This is a genomic window from Sphingomonas sp. T1 (genome assembly GCF_902506585.1).
In the GTDB taxonomy this organism is placed as follows: Bacteria; Pseudomonadota; Alphaproteobacteria; order Sphingomonadales; family Sphingomonadaceae; genus Sphingomonas; species Sphingomonas aerolata.
In genome coordinates, this window is the sequence record NZ_LR733875.1 from 1,986,743 (window position 1) to 2,003,489 (window position 16,747).

16 protein-coding genes are annotated in these 16,747 nt (G+C 68.4%); 2 read left to right on the plus strand and 14 right to left on the minus strand.

What is annotated here, in order from left to right; all coding sequences use genetic code 11:
* The first annotated feature begins 267 nt into the window (after positions 1 to 267).
* Positions 268 to 402 carry an entericidin A/B family lipoprotein gene (locus tag GV027_RS08985; protein WP_031394885.1) on the plus strand — a complete coding sequence of 45 codons (135 nt, stop codon included), beginning with the start codon at positions 268 to 270 and terminating at the stop codon, positions 400 to 402.
* Positions 403 to 479: 77 nt separating this feature from the next.
* Here the strand turns inward: GV027_RS08985 and tatC are convergent, their stop codons facing one another.
* From tatC to GV027_RS09035, 10 genes are all read right to left on the minus strand, one after another.
* Positions 480 to 1,271 (minus strand): twin-arginine translocase subunit TatC, encoded by a 792-nt coding sequence (gene tatC, locus GV027_RS08990; protein WP_031394886.1) that lies wholly within the window; start codon positions 1,269 to 1,271, stop codon positions 480 to 482.
* Between the two features lie 31 nt (positions 1,272 to 1,302).
* Complete coding sequence (gene tatB / locus GV027_RS08995) at positions 1,303 to 1,815, minus strand: Sec-independent protein translocase protein TatB (RefSeq protein WP_159511645.1); 513 nt, start codon at positions 1,813 to 1,815, stop codon at positions 1,303 to 1,305.
* 49 nt (positions 1,816 to 1,864) lie between these two features.
* Positions 1,865 to 2,104 carry a twin-arginine translocase TatA/TatE family subunit gene (locus tag GV027_RS09000; RefSeq protein ID WP_031394888.1) on the minus strand — a complete coding sequence of 80 codons (240 nt, stop codon included), beginning with the start codon at positions 2,102 to 2,104 and terminating at the stop codon, positions 1,865 to 1,867.
* 28 nt (positions 2,105 to 2,132) lie between these two features.
* Complete coding sequence (scpB, locus tag GV027_RS09005; RefSeq protein WP_056405415.1) at positions 2,133 to 2,744, minus strand: SMC-Scp complex subunit ScpB; 612 nt, start codon at positions 2,742 to 2,744, stop codon at positions 2,133 to 2,135.
* Positions 2,741 to 3,499 (minus strand): segregation and condensation protein A, encoded by a 759-nt coding sequence (locus GV027_RS09010; protein ID WP_236559126.1) that lies wholly within the window; start codon positions 3,497 to 3,499, stop codon positions 2,741 to 2,743. The genes scpB and GV027_RS09010 overlap by 4 nt, the downstream gene beginning before the upstream one ends.
* A 43-nt stretch (positions 3,500 to 3,542) precedes the next feature.
* Positions 3,543 to 4,565 carry a glycoside hydrolase family 3 N-terminal domain-containing protein gene (locus GV027_RS09015; protein WP_159511646.1) on the minus strand — a complete coding sequence of 341 codons (1,023 nt, stop codon included), beginning with the start codon at positions 4,563 to 4,565 and terminating at the stop codon, positions 3,543 to 3,545.
* A 59-nt stretch (positions 4,566 to 4,624) separates the two neighbouring features.
* Entirely contained in the window at positions 4,625 to 5,350 is a 726-nt protein-coding gene (locus tag GV027_RS09020; protein ID WP_107045989.1) for an SPOR domain-containing protein, read from the minus strand.
* Complete coding sequence (argS, locus tag GV027_RS09025) at positions 5,350 to 7,074, minus strand: arginine--tRNA ligase (RefSeq protein ID WP_159511647.1); 1,725 nt, start codon at positions 7,072 to 7,074, stop codon at positions 5,350 to 5,352. Before argS ends, GV027_RS09020 begins: the two co-directional genes overlap by 1 nt.
* A gap of 78 nt (positions 7,075 to 7,152) precedes the next feature.
* Entirely contained in the window at positions 7,153 to 8,307 is a 1,155-nt protein-coding gene (locus GV027_RS09030) for a DUF1501 domain-containing protein (RefSeq protein WP_159511648.1), read from the minus strand.
* Between the two features lie 3 nt (positions 8,308 to 8,310).
* Positions 8,311 to 9,741 carry a DUF1800 domain-containing protein gene (locus tag GV027_RS09035; RefSeq protein ID WP_201302602.1) on the minus strand — a complete coding sequence of 477 codons (1,431 nt, stop codon included), beginning with the start codon at positions 9,739 to 9,741 and terminating at the stop codon, positions 8,311 to 8,313.
* A gap of 206 nt (positions 9,742 to 9,947) precedes the next feature.
* Between GV027_RS09035 and GV027_RS09040 the strand changes: the two genes are divergently transcribed.
* On the plus strand, positions 9,948 to 10,241 hold the full coding sequence (locus GV027_RS09040) for a hypothetical protein (RefSeq protein WP_159511649.1): 294 nt from the start codon (positions 9,948 to 9,950) through the stop codon (positions 10,239 to 10,241).
* A gap of 58 nt (positions 10,242 to 10,299) precedes the next feature.
* On the opposite strand, the gene GV027_RS09045 is transcribed toward GV027_RS09040, so the two are convergent.
* The 4 genes from GV027_RS09045 to ftsA all read right to left on the minus strand — a co-directional run bounded on the left by GV027_RS09045 (position 10,300) and on the right by ftsA (position 16,746).
* Entirely contained in the window at positions 10,300 to 11,466 is a 1,167-nt protein-coding gene (locus GV027_RS09045; protein WP_159511650.1) for a deoxyguanosinetriphosphate triphosphohydrolase, read from the minus strand.
* Positions 11,463 to 13,649, minus strand: a complete 2,187-nt coding sequence (locus GV027_RS09050) for a tetratricopeptide repeat protein (protein ID WP_159511651.1) — start codon at positions 13,647 to 13,649, stop codon at positions 11,463 to 11,465. Before GV027_RS09050 ends, GV027_RS09045 begins: the two co-directional genes overlap by 4 nt.
* A gap of 112 nt (positions 13,650 to 13,761) precedes the next feature.
* Positions 13,762 to 15,369 (minus strand): cell division protein FtsZ, encoded by a 1,608-nt coding sequence (ftsZ, locus tag GV027_RS09055; protein ID WP_159511652.1) that lies wholly within the window; start codon positions 15,367 to 15,369, stop codon positions 13,762 to 13,764.
* Positions 15,370 to 15,483: 114 nt separating this feature from the next.
* On the minus strand, positions 15,484 to 16,746 hold the full coding sequence (gene ftsA, locus GV027_RS09060) for a cell division protein FtsA (RefSeq protein ID WP_031393123.1): 1,263 nt from the start codon (positions 16,744 to 16,746) through the stop codon (positions 15,484 to 15,486).
* Position 16,747 lies beyond the last annotated feature (1 nt).

A 16,747-nucleotide genomic window follows, 5' to 3' on the forward strand; every position in this document is an offset into this window, starting at 1 on the left:
CGACGAAACACCTCGTCGAAAAAAACTTGAAAACGGCAGGAACCACCTTTCCCGAGCGCCGTTCTATAGTTCGGATAGCGACTTTATGCCCCCCCGCTCTCGCTATCCAAGTGACAGGCCCGGAAGCATCACCCTCCCCCCCCGGTGACGCTTCCGGGCCTTTATCATTCCAAATCAGATGCGTGCCTGGTTGCACCAACGGAACGAAACCCGCGCCCGTACATTTCTCCCCTCGGTGGCATTCAAGCCCTTCTAGGAGGAAGTATTATGCGTAAGTTGGTTGGATTGGCCGTTGTGGCCAGCGCGCTCATCGTGTCGGCATGCAACACCGTCGAAGGCGCCGGCAAGGACGTGAGCTCGGCCGGCCGCACCGTGGCGAAGACCGCGAGCGACGCCAAGTAAGCCTTTGCGCTTGAGATACGAAAACGGGGCCCGGTGCAGCTGCACCGGGCCCCGTTTTTACATCTGGCGCCGATCGCTCAGTGCGTTTCGGCGATATCGGTAGAGTCCGACGTCTCATCCTGCGCCTTGGCCTTAGCCCGGCTGCGCTCGGTGAACCAGATGCCGATCAGCGCGAATTCGTAAAGGATCGTCAGCGGGATCGCGAGCAGCAGCTGCGACCCGATATCCGGGGGCGTCAGGACCGCAGCAATCGCAAACGCCGCAACGATGGCGTAGCGCCGCGCGCCGACGAGCTGCTTGCGCGTGACGATCCCGGCGCGCTCGAGCAGCATCAGCAGCACGGGCAGCAGGAAGGCGATCCCGAAGCCGAACAGGAACTGCATCGTAAACGACAGGTAGTTGCCGATCGCCGGCAGCGCCTCGCGCTTCACGCCGCCGACCACGCCGTCGAACCCCAGCAGGAAGTGGAGCGCCATCGGGATCGCGACATAATAGGCCATGGCCGCGCCTGTGAGGAACAGGACGGGGGTCGCGAGGATGAACGGCAGGAGCGCGTTCTTCTCCTTCTTGTACAGACCGGGGGCAACGAACTGCCAGAGCTGGTTCGCTATGACCGGGAAGGACAGCATCATCGCCGCGAAGAACGCGACCTTCACCTGGACGAAGAACGCCTCGAACACCTCGGTGTAGATCACCGTGTCCTGCCCCGCCGCGAGCAGCGGGTGGACGAGAAAGCCGAAGATATCCTCGGCGAAATACATCGCCACGGCGAACGTCACGACCAGCGCGGCGATGCAATAGAGCAGCCGCCGCCGCAACTCGATAAGATGGTCGAGCAAGGGGGCCCGGCTCTCGTCGATCTCACTCATGACGCTATGCTCTCGGCAGTCTGGAAGTCGGTCACGACGACGCTACGTCGGACTTGCCCGTCCGCGCGTCGGACGGCGTGGCAGCCGGCACGGCGTGTTCGTGCCGATCCTGCCCGGGTGTCGCGTCGACGCTGTCCCGGTGATCCGGCGTCGGCGCTTCGATATCAAGCCCGGCCGGCGCCGGCTTATCACCCGAGAACCCGGACGCCGGGAGCACGACGGGCTTCTCGACCATCACGGGTTCGGACGACGGCAGATCGTGATGGATGTCGGGTTCGGGCGAATGGACGATCTGCGCGGTGTCGGTCGGCGGGTGCTCACGCATGATCCGCTCATTCTCCGACGCCCAGCGCTTTTCCATTTCCTCGAGCTCCGCCTCGCGGACCATCGAGTCGAAGCCCGACCGGAATTGGCGCGCGACGCCGCGCGCCTTGCCGACCCAATAGCCAACAACACGCATCGCCTTGGGGAGGTCCTTCGGACCGATCACGACGAGCGCGACGAATGCCACGAGCAGGAATTCGGACGGAGCGATATCGAACATTCAGGCGCGCCTATCTGGACCCGTCGAGTCTGGGAACGTCAAGCGCGGCTCAGCGGTCTTCACGGACGCGATTGCCGTCGCGATCGAAGGCCGGATCGGCGGTCTTCTGGGCTTCGATACGCGCGGATGGCTTGGCCGGCGTCTCGTCGTCGGGCTCGGCCATGCCCTTCTTGAAGTTCTTAACGCCCTTGGCAACGTCGCCCATCAGGCTGGAAAACCGACCGCCGCCTAGAAGGAGGATCGCGACGACCGCAAGAACGAGCAGATGGATCGGGCTGAATCCGCCCATGACAATTCTCCTGAAAACCTGCCTCTATCTAGGCGTCATCGTCACGCTTTGCCACAGTGCTTTCATGGCTGCCGCGATCTGTACGGTCCTCGACGTCGACATCGACCGGATCGAGCAGCCCCGCAGCGCGGAGATCGTCGATGCCCGGCAGGTCGCGCCGGGTCTTCAGCCCGAAATGCACAAGGAAAGCGGCGGTCGTGGCATAGAGCAAGGGTCGCCCCGGAACCTCGCGCCGCCCCGCGGGCCGGACCCAGTCCGCCTCCATCAGCACGTCGAGCACGCCCTTGGAGATCTGGACGCCGCGGATCGCCTCAATCTCGGCGCGGGTGACGGGCTCGTGATAGGCGATGATCGCCAGCGTCTCGATCCCCGCCCGGCTCAGCCGCCGCGGCTCTTCGGATTCGCGGCGCAACACATGAGCGAGGTCGGGCGCGGTCTGGAACTGCCAGCGATCCCCGCGCCGGACGATATTGAAGCCGCGCGCCGTATAGTCCTCGACCAGCACCTCGATCGCGGCGCGGACGTCGCGCGCCGTCGCGATCGCCCCGACATGCGCGCGGATCGCATCAAGTGTCAGCGGCGCGTCGGCGGCGAACAGCACCGCCTCGACTGCGCGGACGAGCGCATCGGGCCGCGTCATGCCTGCGTGGCGCGCAGATAGAGCGGGGCAAAGGGCGCCGCCTGCCGCAGCTCGACGCGCCCCTGCCGCGCCAGTTCGAGAGCCGCGACGAAGCTCGATGCGAGAGCCGAGCGACGAAACCGCTCCGCGCCGGGCGCGACCGCGGATGCAGGCAGGAACGTCTCGATCCTGCCCCAGTCGAGCCGCTCGCCGACCATCATCGACACGCGCTCGAGCGCCGCCTCCAGCGTCATGACCGCGCGGTCCACCACCACGTGCATCACCGGCCGGGTGCGCCCCGATACCCGCCCGTATGCAGCGATCAGGTCGAAGATTTCCGCCGTCCAGACCGCCTTGCGGATCGTCCGCAGCCCCTCGGGTGCGCCGCGTACGAAGACGTCGCGCCCCGTCCTGTCGCACGCCATCAACCGCGCCCCCGCTTCGCGCATCGCATCGAGCCGCTCGAGCCGGTGCTGGAGACGCCGTGCTAGGTCATCCGGATCGGGCTCGACCGACGGGTCTCGGGGCAACAGCAATGCCGACTTCAGATAGGCCAGCCACGCCGCCATCACGAGATAATCCGCGGCGAGTTCGAGTTTGAGCGTGTGCGCATCATCGACATAGGCGAGATATTGCTCGACCAGCGACAGGATCGAGATCGTCCGCAGATCGACCCGCTGCGCCCGCGCGAGCGACAGCAGCAGGTCGAGCGGTCCCTCCCATCCATCCAGATCCAGCGTCAGCTGTGCATCGTCCATCCGCGCTGCGTACAGCATCCGCGCATCCGTCGCAGCCCGCTCGTGCCGTCGCGCGAGGCGATCAGTCTCCGGCCGGGTCGTGCATGGCCCGGTCCAGCAGCGCATCCCGGGTCGCGATCAGATCGTCGAACCGTCCCTGTGCAGGGCCCACCGACGCCATCGCGCGATCGAGACGGGCGCGCGCCACCGCGGAGATCGGGCCCAACCGGCCGGCAATCTCGACCATCTCGTCCATGCGCGCCCAGCAGTCGAGGACCAGGTCACATCCTGCCGCGATCGCGCCCGCCGCCTTGTCGCCCGCGGTACCCGACAGCGCCTTCATGTCGATGTCGTCGGTCATCAGCAGCCCGTCGAAGCCGATGCGGTCGCGGATGATCCGGTCGATCACGATTGGCGACAACGTCGCCGGGCGATCCGCGTCCCACGCGTCGAAGACGATATGCGACGTCATGCCCATCGGCGCCTGGTTGAGGGTGCGGAAGGGCTCGATATCGACCTCGAGCTCGGCATCGGTGGCGGTGACGGTGGGCAGGTGATGGTGCGTGTCGACGCGTGCGCGGCCATGGCCGGGCATGTGCTTGACGACCCCGACGACACCGCCCGCGGCCAGCCCCTCCAGCGTGGCACGCCCGAGCGCTGCGACGCGCATCGGATCGGACCCGAACGCACGCGAGGCAACCGCCTCGGTCGTGTCGGGTTGCGCGACGTCGAGCAGCGGCAGGCAGTCGACCGTGATCCCGACCTCGCTCAGCATCACCCCGAGCGCCTGGGCGTTCGCCCGGGCTGCCTGGATCGCGGTCATCGGCGCGCGGTCATAGGCCGCGTCGAATACCGGTCCCGCGGGAAAACTCGGCCATTCGGGCGGCCCCATCCGGGCGACGCGTCCGCCCTCCTGATCGATCAGGATCGCCAGGTCGTCGCGCCCCGCCATCGCGCGCAGCGAATCCGTCAGCGCGCGCAGCTGGGCACGGTCAACGACGTTGCGTTTGAACAGGATATATCCGGCCGGTACGCACTCGGCAAAGAATGCGCGTTCCTGCGAGGTGAGCACGGGGCCGGACAGGCCGAAGATGACGGGCTTCATGCGCCTCGCCTAGCGAACCGCCCCTGCGTCGTCACGTTCAACCTGTCGCAGCGCGACGATCAGCTGGCGACGAAGCAGGTTTCGCCGGCGACACGCAACCGTCCGCAGATATCGGCGGCCTGGTTCGCGCTGCCCGCATCGACGCGCAACCGGTACAGCGTGTTGCCACCGCGTGCGACCGGCTCGACGAACTTGTTCAGCGGCGCGAGATAGCTGAAGCGCTTGGCGAAGTTGGTCCACGCCGAATTGGCCACCGCAGCACTCGGAAAGGCACCGAGCTGAACGAGCGATCCACTCGCGACGGGGCCCGCCGCTGCCGGCCGCGCCTGAAGCGGCGGGGCCGCGACCAGCCGGCCGCCCGATGCAGGCACCTGCGCCACCGCGTTGCGGCCGGCAGGATCGTCCGCCCCCGTCGACGTCGCCACCGCACGGCGTCCGGCGACCGGCGCCTCGGGCACCCCCGTCAGGTCGATCGCACCATTGCCGGCACCCTTGCCCGCGCTGGTCGCGATCGCGCTGTCGCCTTCGCCATTGACCTTGAGGCCGCCGACCGCGTCGGGCTTGACCTTGTACGGCGTCGCCGGCGCGGCGATCAACTGGCCGTCGCCCGACGGCACGCGGTTCTGCAGCGTGTAGACCCCGAAGATGATCGCCGCGAGCAGACCCAGCCCCAGCACGACCAGCGCGACGACACGCGCGATCGGCGGGCCGTCACGATCGTCCGACTCGATCGTCTCCAGCCAGGGCAGTCGATCTTCCTCGCGCAGGTTCATCTCGTCGGCCATCAGTTCAACTCCGAAACCGCCTCGACGCCCATGATGGCAAGGCCGTTGCGGATGATCTGCCCGATTGCGTCCGCCAAGAAAAGCCGTGCCGCCGTGGCGCCGGGATCCTCGACCACCAGGAAGCGCCGCTCGGGCCGATCGTTGCCGACATTCCACAGCGCATGGAACGCTGCGGCCAAGTCGTAGAGATAGAACGCGATCCGGTGCGGCTCGCGCGCCGTGGCGGCGGTTTCGACGATTCGCGGGAACTGGCTGGCGAGCTTCATCAGCGCAAGCTCGTCCGTATCAAGCCGGGACAGGTCCGCCTCGATCGCGGCGATTCCCGCCTCGTCCGCGCGCCGGTGCAGCGACGCGATCCGCGCATGCGCATATTGGACGTAGAAGACCGGATTGTCCTTCGACGCCTCGACCACCTTGGCGAAGTCGAAATCCATCTGCGCGTCCGACCGCCGCGTCAGCATCGTGAAGCGCACGACATCCTTGCCGACCTCGTTCACGACATCGGCGAGCGTGACGAAATTGCCCGACCGCTTCGACATCTTCACCGGCTCGCCATTGCGCAGCAGCCGGACCATCTGGACCAGCTTCACGTCGAACCGAGTCTTGCCGCCGGTCAGCGCGGCCACGCCCGCGACGATCCGCTTGACCGTGCCACCATGATCCGCACCCCAGATGTCGATCAGCTGGTCGGCGGTCTGGCTCTTCTGGAAATGATAGGCGAGGTCGGCACCGAAATAGGTCCACGACCCATTCGACTTCTTGATCGGCCGATCCTGGTCGTCGCCGAACTGCGTCGAGCGGAACAGCGGCAGCTCGACCGGCTCCCAGTCGTCCGCCATCTCGCCCTTGGGCGCCTCGAGCACGCCGTCATAGACCAGATCGCGCGACCGCAGCTCGGCCTCCGCCGCCTCGGGCTTGCCGAGCGCCTGCAGCTCCGCCTCCGAGGAGAATACCTCATGCTCGATCCCGAGCAGCGCGAGATCGGCGCGGATCATCACCATCATCGCCGCGACCGCGCGCGTCCGGAACGTCGCCAGCCACTCGCTTTCGGGCGCATCCACGAACCGATCGCCATATTCGCTCGCCAGCGCCTGCCCGATCGGCACCAGGTAATCGCCGGGATACAGGCCCTCGGGGATCGTCACCGTCTCGCCCAGCGCCTCGCGGTACCGCAGGTGAACCGAGCGCGCGAGCACATCGACCTGGCCGCCGGCATCGTTGACATAATATTCGCGGATCACCCGGTGCCCGGCAAATTCGAGCAGGCTGGCCAGCGCGTCGCCGACCACTGCGCCCCGGCAATGCCCCATGTGCATCGGTCCGGTCGGGTTCGCCGACACATATTCGATGTTGACGGTGATCCCGTCGCCCAGCGTCGAGCGCCCGTAATCGGCCCCCGCGACCGGCACCGCGGCCAGCTCGCCGCGCCAGGCATCGTCGGTCAGCTTCATGTTGATGAAGCCCGGTCCCGCCACGCTCGCGCTGTCGACGGACTCGATCTTGCCGAGTTCGACGACCAGCGCATCCGCCAGCACGCGCGGGTTCGTTTTGGCGGGCTTGGCCAGCACCATCGCCGCGTTGGTCGCGAGATCGCCGTGGCTTGCATCGCGCGGCGGCTCGACCGTCACGTTCTTGCGGTCGAGCCCGGCCGGCAACAATCCCGCCTCGGTCAGCGTGTCGAGCGCCGCATCGATATGCGCGGCGAAGCGGGTATAGAGCGTCATGACAATTCCGGTATCGTAAGGAAGCGGGGGCTCTAGCCCAAAGCAGGGCCGGGCTCAATTCATCCCGCACCGGCCCGGTCAGGTGCGGACCAACCCCTCGATCGCCAGGGTCCGGGCGCTGGCCGGGAACAGCGTCGCCATCGCGCGGCCGGGCTCGACGCCGAAATGCGCGGCGACCGCACCGCCGATGAACGCGTCGAGCGCCATGGTCGGTCTGAGGTCGCGCCCGTCGTAAAGCGCCCCTGCCCCCAGCCCCGGCCAGTCGGCGATCACGCGCCCGCCCGCGACCCCGCCGCCCAGCACCATCGCCGACGCGCCCGTCCCGTGATCGGTGCCGCCGGTCCCGTTGACCGCGACGGTCCGCCCGAACTCGGTCGCGACAAGGACCATCGTCTCCGCCCAGAGCGGCCCGAGCCCCGTCTGCAACGCGCCGATCATCGCATCGAGGCCCTTCAGCTGTGCGGCGAGCCGTCCGCGCTGGCCGGCATGCGTGTCCCAGCCGCCGGTCTCGATCATCGCGATGCGGGCGCCGTTCGCCGGCGCGATCAGGCGCGCGGCGAGCGTACCCGTCGCCGCCGCATTCTGGCCGTTCGCCGCGGCGAGGTCGCTGGTCAGCGTCCGTGTCGCCATCGCCTCGCTCCACAGGCCATGAAGCTGCGCGTCGCCCTGATACAGCATCGCGACACGCTGGAGCAGGTCGTCGGACGCATCGGGCAGGTTGGACGGCGCATAGGAGGCGACCTCCCGCCGGCCGCGCAGCGCCATAGGCACGGTCGCGGCGACCGCGATGCCGCGCGCCGAATCGGCGGGCAGCAGGTCGAGCAAGCGATTGAGCCACCCGTCCTTGACCTGATAGGCGGTGGCGCCGCCCGTCTCGAGGACATTCTGCCCATCGAAGTGCGATCGATCGCGATAGGGGGACGCGATCGCATGCGCGAACACCGCCTCCTTGCGCGCATAGAGGCCCGCGGTCGTCGCGAGCGCGGGATGCAATGCGAACAACCCGTCGAGCCTGGCGCCCGACGCGAAGTCGGCGGCGAGATCGCCGCGGACGCCCGCGAAGGCCGGGTCGCCGACCGCACCGATCGTCCCCAGCCCGTCGGCCGCGCCACGCTGGATGATGAAAACGAACCGCTTGGCGGTGGCGGCGCGGGCAAAGGCCATGCGCGGTGCAAAGGAGCCGGCGAGGCCGCCGAGCATGGCGGAGGTGATGACGTGACGACGGTCGAGCATGGCTTATCTCCGCATCGATTCGGGTGCGACGAGCAGCAGCGCGAGCGCCTGCCCGGGGCTTTCGGCGCGCGCCAGCGCCGCGGTCGTGGCGGCGCTCACCGATCCGGGGAACAGCGTCGCCGCCAGTCTGCGGGCATCGATCGCCCCGCCCGCGCGCGAGGCGAACCGCTCCGCCGCCTCGACCCGGCGCATCACCGCATCGGGCCCCGCCCAGCTCGCGGCGATATCGTCATAGCCGGCCGGCTGTCCGGGCTTCCACACCGGCTGGCCAAGCTGCGTCAGCAGGCCGGCGATCGCGCCCGGCTGGACATTGGTCATGCCCAGCGCGCGCATCGCCGCGATCGACCATTCCCAGGGCGTCTTGAATTTCACCGGCGTCTCGATCCAGGCCTCGGGCGACGCGATCAGCGCGCGGTACACGCTCGGCAGGTCGCCGCCCGTCTCGAGGAAGACGGCCCGCAAGCGCGCGACCATCGCCGGCGGCGGCACGTCACCGGCGAAGTGCCGGGCGAGCTTGGTCGCGACATGCGTCGCGGTCGCCGGGTTCACCGCGAGGTCGCGCAAGACAGCCCCCGCCTGATCCTCGCCATCCTCGGCATAATGTTTCCCCAGCACGGTCCGCACACCGGGTTCGTGGACCGCCGCCGCGAACCGGAACCGCCCCGCCGGGCCCTGATCCCGCCCGCCGCCACGTCCCAGGCCCGCCACCGTCCACCCCGTCATCGCACGCGCAAGCTCGGTGACGTCGTCCTGACCATAGCCGGTGCGCACGCCCAGTGTGTGCAGCTCGAGGATCTCACGCGCGAGGTTCTCGTTCAGCCCGACCTTGCGCCCGCCCCGCGCCGCGACCCGCATGCCGAGCGCGCTGTTCGGGCCGACCGACACCGCCTGGTCGAGATAGAGCAGCATCGCCGGGTGCCGTTCGACCGCCGCCAGCATGTCGCCGAACCGGCCCAGCACGTGCGGCCGGATCGCCTCGAACTCGAGCGTCCCCGCCAGCCCGACCACCGTCACCCGGTCGGCCGACACCGCAAAGTGATTCGCCCAGAAATGCACGAGCCGCTCGACGAACGGAGTCTGCGTGGTGAGCGCAGCGATCGCGCGCGCGGCAACCGCAGCGCCGTAATCGTCCCGTGCCTGCTTCCCCATCGCCTGTCGTGCGGCCCGCACCGCGTCGCTGCGCACCGGCGGTGTCGCCGGCGCGGTGCGCATGGCATCCGGCGGTGGTGCGGCCGCGCGAGCCGCACGTTGCGCTTGCTGATAGCTCGCGAGATCGGTTGCAACGCGCGCGCTGTCGGGGGCGGCGGCAATCGCCGGCGGGCGGATCGCAAACGCCGGCATCTGCGCCGATAGCCAGTCCCTGCCGTTACCGACCGCGTCGTCGGGTCGGGCACCAATTCCGAACCGGTTCAATGCGATGCTCGCCTGGGTCATCCGTCATCTCCTGCGGTCTGGCCCTAGGCCGGGAGTGTCGCAGGATTATGCCAATCGCGGCGCCAAGGGTTGCCGTGCACGCCGTGCAAGTGCGACGGACTCCTTTGCAATTGCTGCTTATGCTGCACCGCAATATCTTCAGGGCATCAAAGCTGGGTGACCACCCGATTGCGCCCGGTACGATCTTTCACTGCGGAGCACATATCATGCGCAAGACCGTATACGTCCTCGCCGCCGCGGCGGCCGCCCTCACCTCGACGATCGGCATGGCCAAGGAAGCCAAGCAGTCCTTCGAGTATGAAGGCAGCACCTATGTCTACACCAGCAGCGTCGAGAACGGCCGCCAGATCATCAACGGCCGCCGATTCCCGTCGGGCCAGGCGTTTCACCTGATCGTGCGCGGCGACCGCGTGTCGGGTACGGCGGGCGGCGTGCCGGTCGCCTTCGCGACGACCGAAGCATCGGGCGCGGCCGGCGGTATCGCCGCCGTCGCACGCTAAGACACTGGCGGCTCAGCCGATTTCGCGTGGACATTGATCCCGCGAAATCGGCCGGGCTTCAGAACCCCTCGGGCAGATCGATCGGCCCGACCAGCTCGCGGTAGCGCGAGATGGCATAGCGATCGGTCATGCCGGCGATGAAGTCGGCGATGTGCCGGCTGCGATCCGGATCCGCCTCGGGCAGGCGGTCGCGCCATTCCTCGGGGATCGTGCCGGGATCGTTGCGATAGATCGCGAACAGTCCGGTCACGATCCCATGTGCGGCATCCGCCGCGGCGATCTGGCGAGGATGATGATACAGGTTCGCGTACATGAACCGCTTCAGATCGCGCTCTTCCTCACGCATCGCATCGGAAAACCCGACAAGGCATTCGCCCGCGTCGCGCACGTCCTCGACGCTGGTGACACCGCTCGCCGCGATCCGGCGACGCGTTTCGGCGATCAGGTCGTTGGCCATCGTGCCGATCTGCGAACGGACGAGTTCCCCCATCAGCCGCTTCGGCTCGACATCGGGGAAGCGCGCACAGGTATCGTCCCAGCCGCGCGCGATCAGCGGGACCGCCATCAACTGATCGAGCGTCAGCAAACCTGCGCGCAGACCGTCGTCAATGTCATGATTGTCATAGGCGATGTCGTCGGCGATCGCCGCGACCTGCGCCTCGAGCGACGAAAAACTCGTCAGCGCGAGATCGAACGCCGAGTCCGCCACGCGCAGCGCCCAGCCGGGATGGCGGACCGGACCATTATGCTTGGCCAGCCCTTCGAGCGTTTCCCAGGTCAGGTTCAGCCCGTTCCATCGTGGATAGGGGCGCTCGATCTCGGTGAGCGTCCGCAGCGTGTGGCCATTATGGTCGAACCCGCCCTGCCCGGTCAGCGCGATCTTCAGCGCATCCTCGCCGGCATGTCCGAAGGGCGGATGGCCGATGTCATGCGCCAGGCACAGCGCCTCGGTCAGATCCTCATTCAATGCGAGCGTGCGGGCGACTGCACGGCCGATCTGCGCGACTTCGAGACTATGGGTCAGCCTGACGCGGAAATGATCGCCGTCGGGCGCCATGAAGACCTGTGTTTTGTGGCGCAGCCGGCGGAAGCTGATCGAGTGGATGATCCGGTCACGGTCACGCTGGAATGCGTCGCGCGGGCCGCGGACGGTCCCGTTCTGTTCCTCGTGAAGCCGGCCTCTGCTCCGCGCCGGGTCCGAAGCCCAGGGCGCACGCGCGCTCACTTGGCGGGCAACTTCGTGACGACCTGACCGGCATCGCTGGTGAAGGAGAAGGTCGAGACGCCCTCCTTGGCGAGCGCATTGACGAAGGTCCGCGCCTCCGCGGCGGTCTTGAACGGCCCTGCCAGCACGCGGTTCGTCGCGCCCCAGGGCGCCGTCCAGCCGCCACGCGTTCCGACGACGGTCGGCGCCTTCGCCTTCACACCCTTCCACGCCTTGGGCAGGTCACCCTCGGTCGCGCCGGTCGACACCTGGACCCAGATGCGTTCGGGGTTGGCGCGCGCGATCCGCTTTTCTTCTGCCGCTGCCTTGTCAGCGATCGCCTTCTTCTCGGCGGCGGCCTTCTTCTCGGCGGCGAGCTTCTTGTCGGCAATCGCCTTGCGGTCGGCGATCTTCTTGTCCGCCGCCAGCTTCGCGCGTGCCGCCTTCGCATCCGCGAGCCGGGTCGCAGCCAGCGCCGCCTCCTGGGCGGCGGTATCGCGCTCCGCCTTGGCCTTGGCGTCTGCAAGCGCACGTGCGCCGGCGTCGTCGCCCGCGCCGGCCCCGGAGGCCGTTGCCGGCACCACGGGTGCAGCCCGAGCTATCGGCGCGACACCGAGTTCGGATGCCGGGATCGACAGCCCGGCAATGATTCGTGCAAGGATCGAATCCTCGCTGACGGGGATGGTCCGCCCGGTCGGAGCAGGCGTGGCGGCGACCGCGACCTGCGTCGGGGTCGACGCGATGCCGGGCACAGCGGCGGGTGTCGTGGTCGGAACGGTCGTAGCGACGACACCCGATGCCGCTGGCGTGGTCGGGACAGCCGTCGATACCGGGGCCGTCGTGGTTCGCGGCATCACCGGCGGCGTCGTTCCGGCGGTCGTGGCCGGAGCGGTCGGCAACGCTGCCATCTGCGCGACGATCGCAGAGGGCAGCGCACCGGACGTATCGGGCGCGCGGGTCGGCGCAGACGCCGCCACGCCTGCTTGCGACGCACGGTTCGCGTCCACCGCCGCGACCGACGTCGTCCGGGACGGCAGGGGCTGGACGAAGGTCGATGTCGGCGCGGACGGCGCGAGAGTCGTGGCGGCCGCAGGACCGGTCGGCCGCTGGACCGGCTGCGCCGATGCCAGCACCACCGGTGGTTTCGGCAGCGGCTGGACCATGACCATCGGTGCGGACGCCTGCACGGTTGCCGCCGGGCGGACGGGCGAAGGCGTTGGGGCCGGAGTCGGCGCAGGGGTCGGCGTCGGCGTCACAGCGGCGACTTCGACGCGACCCGGCCGTGCGGGCTTGTCGCGGCGGGTAGCCGATCGATCGGCGGCCGCCTTGGCACGGCCCGTCGGCTGGGGTGCGGGCTGCGGCTCGGCCGCCGCGAGCATTACCGGCGCGGTCGGATCGGCACCCAGTTGCGGCAGGACCGGCGTCATCCGCGCATCGGCGATCCGCTGCGGAGTCGCATGCACTTCGCCGAAATGCACCGCAAAGGCGCGGTCTGCGGGCGCAAGCAATGGCAGACGCTGAAAAAAGGGCTGCAGACCGCGCGCCGCAGCCCCGGGCATCATCGTCGTGACGATCGTCTCTGCGCCGCGCACGTCATTGTTCATCGCCAGGATGAACGCACGCGCACGCCACGCCCCGCGGTCCTTCTTGAGGACCAGCGGGTCGAGCTGCTGCAGTGCCAGATCACGCTTGCCGGATATGCCGAGCGACAGGGCGTAACGCCGGACGGTTTCGTCATCGGGGGCATCGCGCAACGCGACACGATAGTCGCGCTGCGCCCGGTCCTGTTCGCCGATCAGGTCATAGGCCAGCCCGCGATCCGCGGCATAATAGCGCGGCTGGAGCCCGAACGCCTCGGCCTGCGCGAAATAGCGCAGCGCCTCGCCCGGTCGCTCGGAGCGGACCAGGATCGAGGCCATGCCGGCCTTCACCCGGCCGTTGCGCGGATCGACCTTCTCGGCTCGCGCGAACAGTGCCGCGGCACCGCTCAGATCACCGAGCCCGATCGACAGATCCCCCGCGCGTACCAGCGCATCGACGTTGCGGGGGTTTGACGCGAGCTGCCGCATCGTGTCGCCGAGGCGATCCGCGTCGGTCGTTCCGGGCAGGGGCTGGACGACTTCCTGCGCTCGCGCGCCGCTCGGTGCGGTGACCAGGACCAGCGCGAGCGCGGCGGTCAGGAGATGATGGGTCGGGAAGATCATGGGTGCCCGTAGCTAGACCCGAGCGCGCGGGAACGGGCAACATGTAGCAGCGCGCTACGCGCCAGGACGGGGCGCGCCGGCGACGAACCGGCGCGCCCCTTTGTGCAGGCCGTTACTGGTTGTTCTGGCGGTGCAGGAAGCGCGGAATGTCGAGCGGATCGGTCGGGGCCGCCTCGCCGTCTTCCTTGGCCGCACCGCGCGCCGCATTCGACATGCGCTCGAACAGCGTCCCGCCGAGCTTGACGCGCGGCGTCGCCGGTGTGGCGGCTTCGGGCGCAGCTTCCGCACCCGGAGCGAGCCAGCGACGGCGTGCACCACCCTCGTCCGCAGCCGGCATCGGCGCCGGGGCCGCGGGCGTGGGAGCGGCATAACGATCGTCCGCGTAGGAGCGCGGCGGAGCCTGATAGGCAGGCGCCTGGGGCGTACGCGCGGTCGGCTGCGGCGCAGGCTGAGCCTGGACCGGCGGCTGCACCGGGGCGGGTGCAGGCGCAGCCTGGGTCGGCGCGGGGGCATAGGACTGCGGTGCGGCCGGTGCGGCGGGGACCATCTTGTCCTGGCCCAGGACGAGTTCCTCGTCGGTGGCGCCGGACTGTACCGCGTCCGCGCTCGACAGGTCGAGCGGCTCGTCGCCCGTGCCAGTCGTGCCGGTCGGTGCCGCGGGCTCGCTCGGACGGAACGACGTCGATTCGTCGTTCTTGCGGCCCATACCGAAGCTGAACGAGCGCGTCGGCTCGGGCGCGACGGCGGGCTTGGCGTCCGCATCGATCCCGGTCGCGACGACCGAGACGCGGATCTTGCCCTCAAGCTCCTGGTTGAACGCCGAACCCCAGATGATGTTGGCATCGGGATCGACCAGGTCGCGGATGTGATTCGCGGCTTCATCGACTTCGAGCAGGCGCATGTCGTCGCCGCCGGTGATCGAGATGATCACGCCCTTGGCACCCTGCATGCTGACGCCGTCGAGCAGCGGGTTCGAGATCGCCTTCTGCGCAGCCTCGAGCGCTCGGTTGTCGCCGCTCGCCTCGCCGGTGCCCATCATCGCCTTGCCCATTTCCTGCATCACCGAACGGACGTCTGCAAAGTCGAGGTTGATGAGGCCTGGCATGACCATCAGGTCGGTGATGCTGCGGACGCCCTGCTGCAGCACCTCGTCCGCCATCGAGAACGCTTCCTTGAAGGTCGTGTTCGCGTTGGCGATCAGGAACAGATTCTGGTTCGGAATGACGATCAGCGTATCGACGTACTTCTGCAGTTCCTCGATGCCGCCATCCGCCGACTTGGCGCGGCGATTGCCCTCGAACGCGAACGGCTTGGTGACCACGCCGACGGTCAGGATGCCCATGTCGCGCGCCGCCTTGGCGATGACCGGGGCGGCACCCGTGCCGGTGCCGCCGCCCATGCCGGCGGTGATGAAGCACATGTGCGCGCCTTCGAGCATCTTGGCGAGCTGGTCGATCGTCTCCTCGGCGGCCGCGCGGCCGATCTCGGGACGGCTGCCGGCACCGAGGCCCTGCGTGATCTTGGTGCCCAGCTGGATCCGCTGCGGCGCGGTCGACTGCTTGAGCGCCTGCGCGTCGGTATTGGCGACGAGGAAGTCGACGCCCTGGACGTCGGCCCTCATCATGTTCGCGATCGCGTTACCGCCCGCGCCACCGACCCCGATCACCGCGATGCGGGGGGCCAGCTCGTCCACTTCGGGACTCAGAAATTCGATGCTCATCGCCTGCTTCTCCGCCCATCCCGGTGATACGCTACGGCCGGGCCCCTGATTAACCTGTGTGCACCAACGCTACCGGCTGTTCCAGCCGAAATAGCGTCAGCCGTTTCGAAACTCTCAATAATTCGCGCGTGCCGCCTGAATCAACTTGCGGACCATGCCGATTCCCTTCGGCCGGTGAACGATCGTCCGCTGCGGTGCAATACCGCGCAGGTCGATCGGATCGGTCGCCGCATAGAAAGCCAACCCCGCTAGCGTTGCAAATGCCGGTCCGCCATGCGCCTCGGGCAGAGCGGTCAATCCGCGCGGTCGGCCGATCCGGACCGACCGCCCGAGCGCCTGTTGCGCATAATCGGCAATGCCCTTCAGCTCCGCGCCGCCGCCTGTCAGCACGACCTGGCGCCCCACCGGCCCCTCGAACTTGAGCGTGCTCAGCGCATTGCGCACCTCGCCCATCTGATGTTCGAGCCGCTGGCGGATGACGCTGATCAGCTGCGCCTTGGTGATCTGCGCGCCCTCGCCCGCGCCGTCCTCGGCCGAGATCGGCATGACCGGTATCATGTCGTGATTGTCGCGCGGGGAGGCATTGGCGGATCCGTGGAAGCACTTCATCCGCTCGGCATTCTGCCGCCGCGTGCCGAACGCGCTGGCGATGTCGTCGGTGATGTCCTGCGCGCCGATCGGGATCGAGGTCAGCCCGACGAGCATGCCGCCCGCGAACAGCGACACGTTGGTGATCCCCGCCCCCATCTCGACCAATGCGACACCCAGCTCGCGCTCCTCGTCGCTGAGGCACGCAAGCCCCGTCGCGACCGGCGAGGCGATGATCGACTTCACTTCGAGATGCGCCGAACGCACGCACAGATCGAGATTGCGCACCGGCGAACCGTCTGCGGCCACGACATGGATATGCACGCCAAGCCGGTCGGCATGCAGCCCGAGCGGCGTCTTTACGCCCGTCAGCCCGTCGAGCGTGTAGAGCGCAGGCTGCGCGTGCAGCACCATCCGGCCCTGCGGATCGATCGAGTTACGCCCTGCGGCGAGCAGCGCGTCGATATCCTGCTGCTCGACGCGGTGGCCGCCCAGTTCGAACTCGACCTCGGCGACGTCGGACACCAGTCCGCCGGCCGAGAAGCCGACCCAGACATTCTCGATGTTGATCCCGGCGATCCGTTCGGCCTGCTCGACCGCTTCGCGTACCGCCGCCTCGGTCGTCGCCATGTCGGCGATATAGCCGCGCTTGACGCCGCGGCTCTCGCGCTGGCCGGTGCCCAGCACGATCAGCTCGCCGCCGTCCCCCTTTTGCGCGATCATCGCCGAAACCTTCGACGACCCGATATCGAGCGCCGTGATCAGCCCTTCCGGTGCCACCTTCGCCATG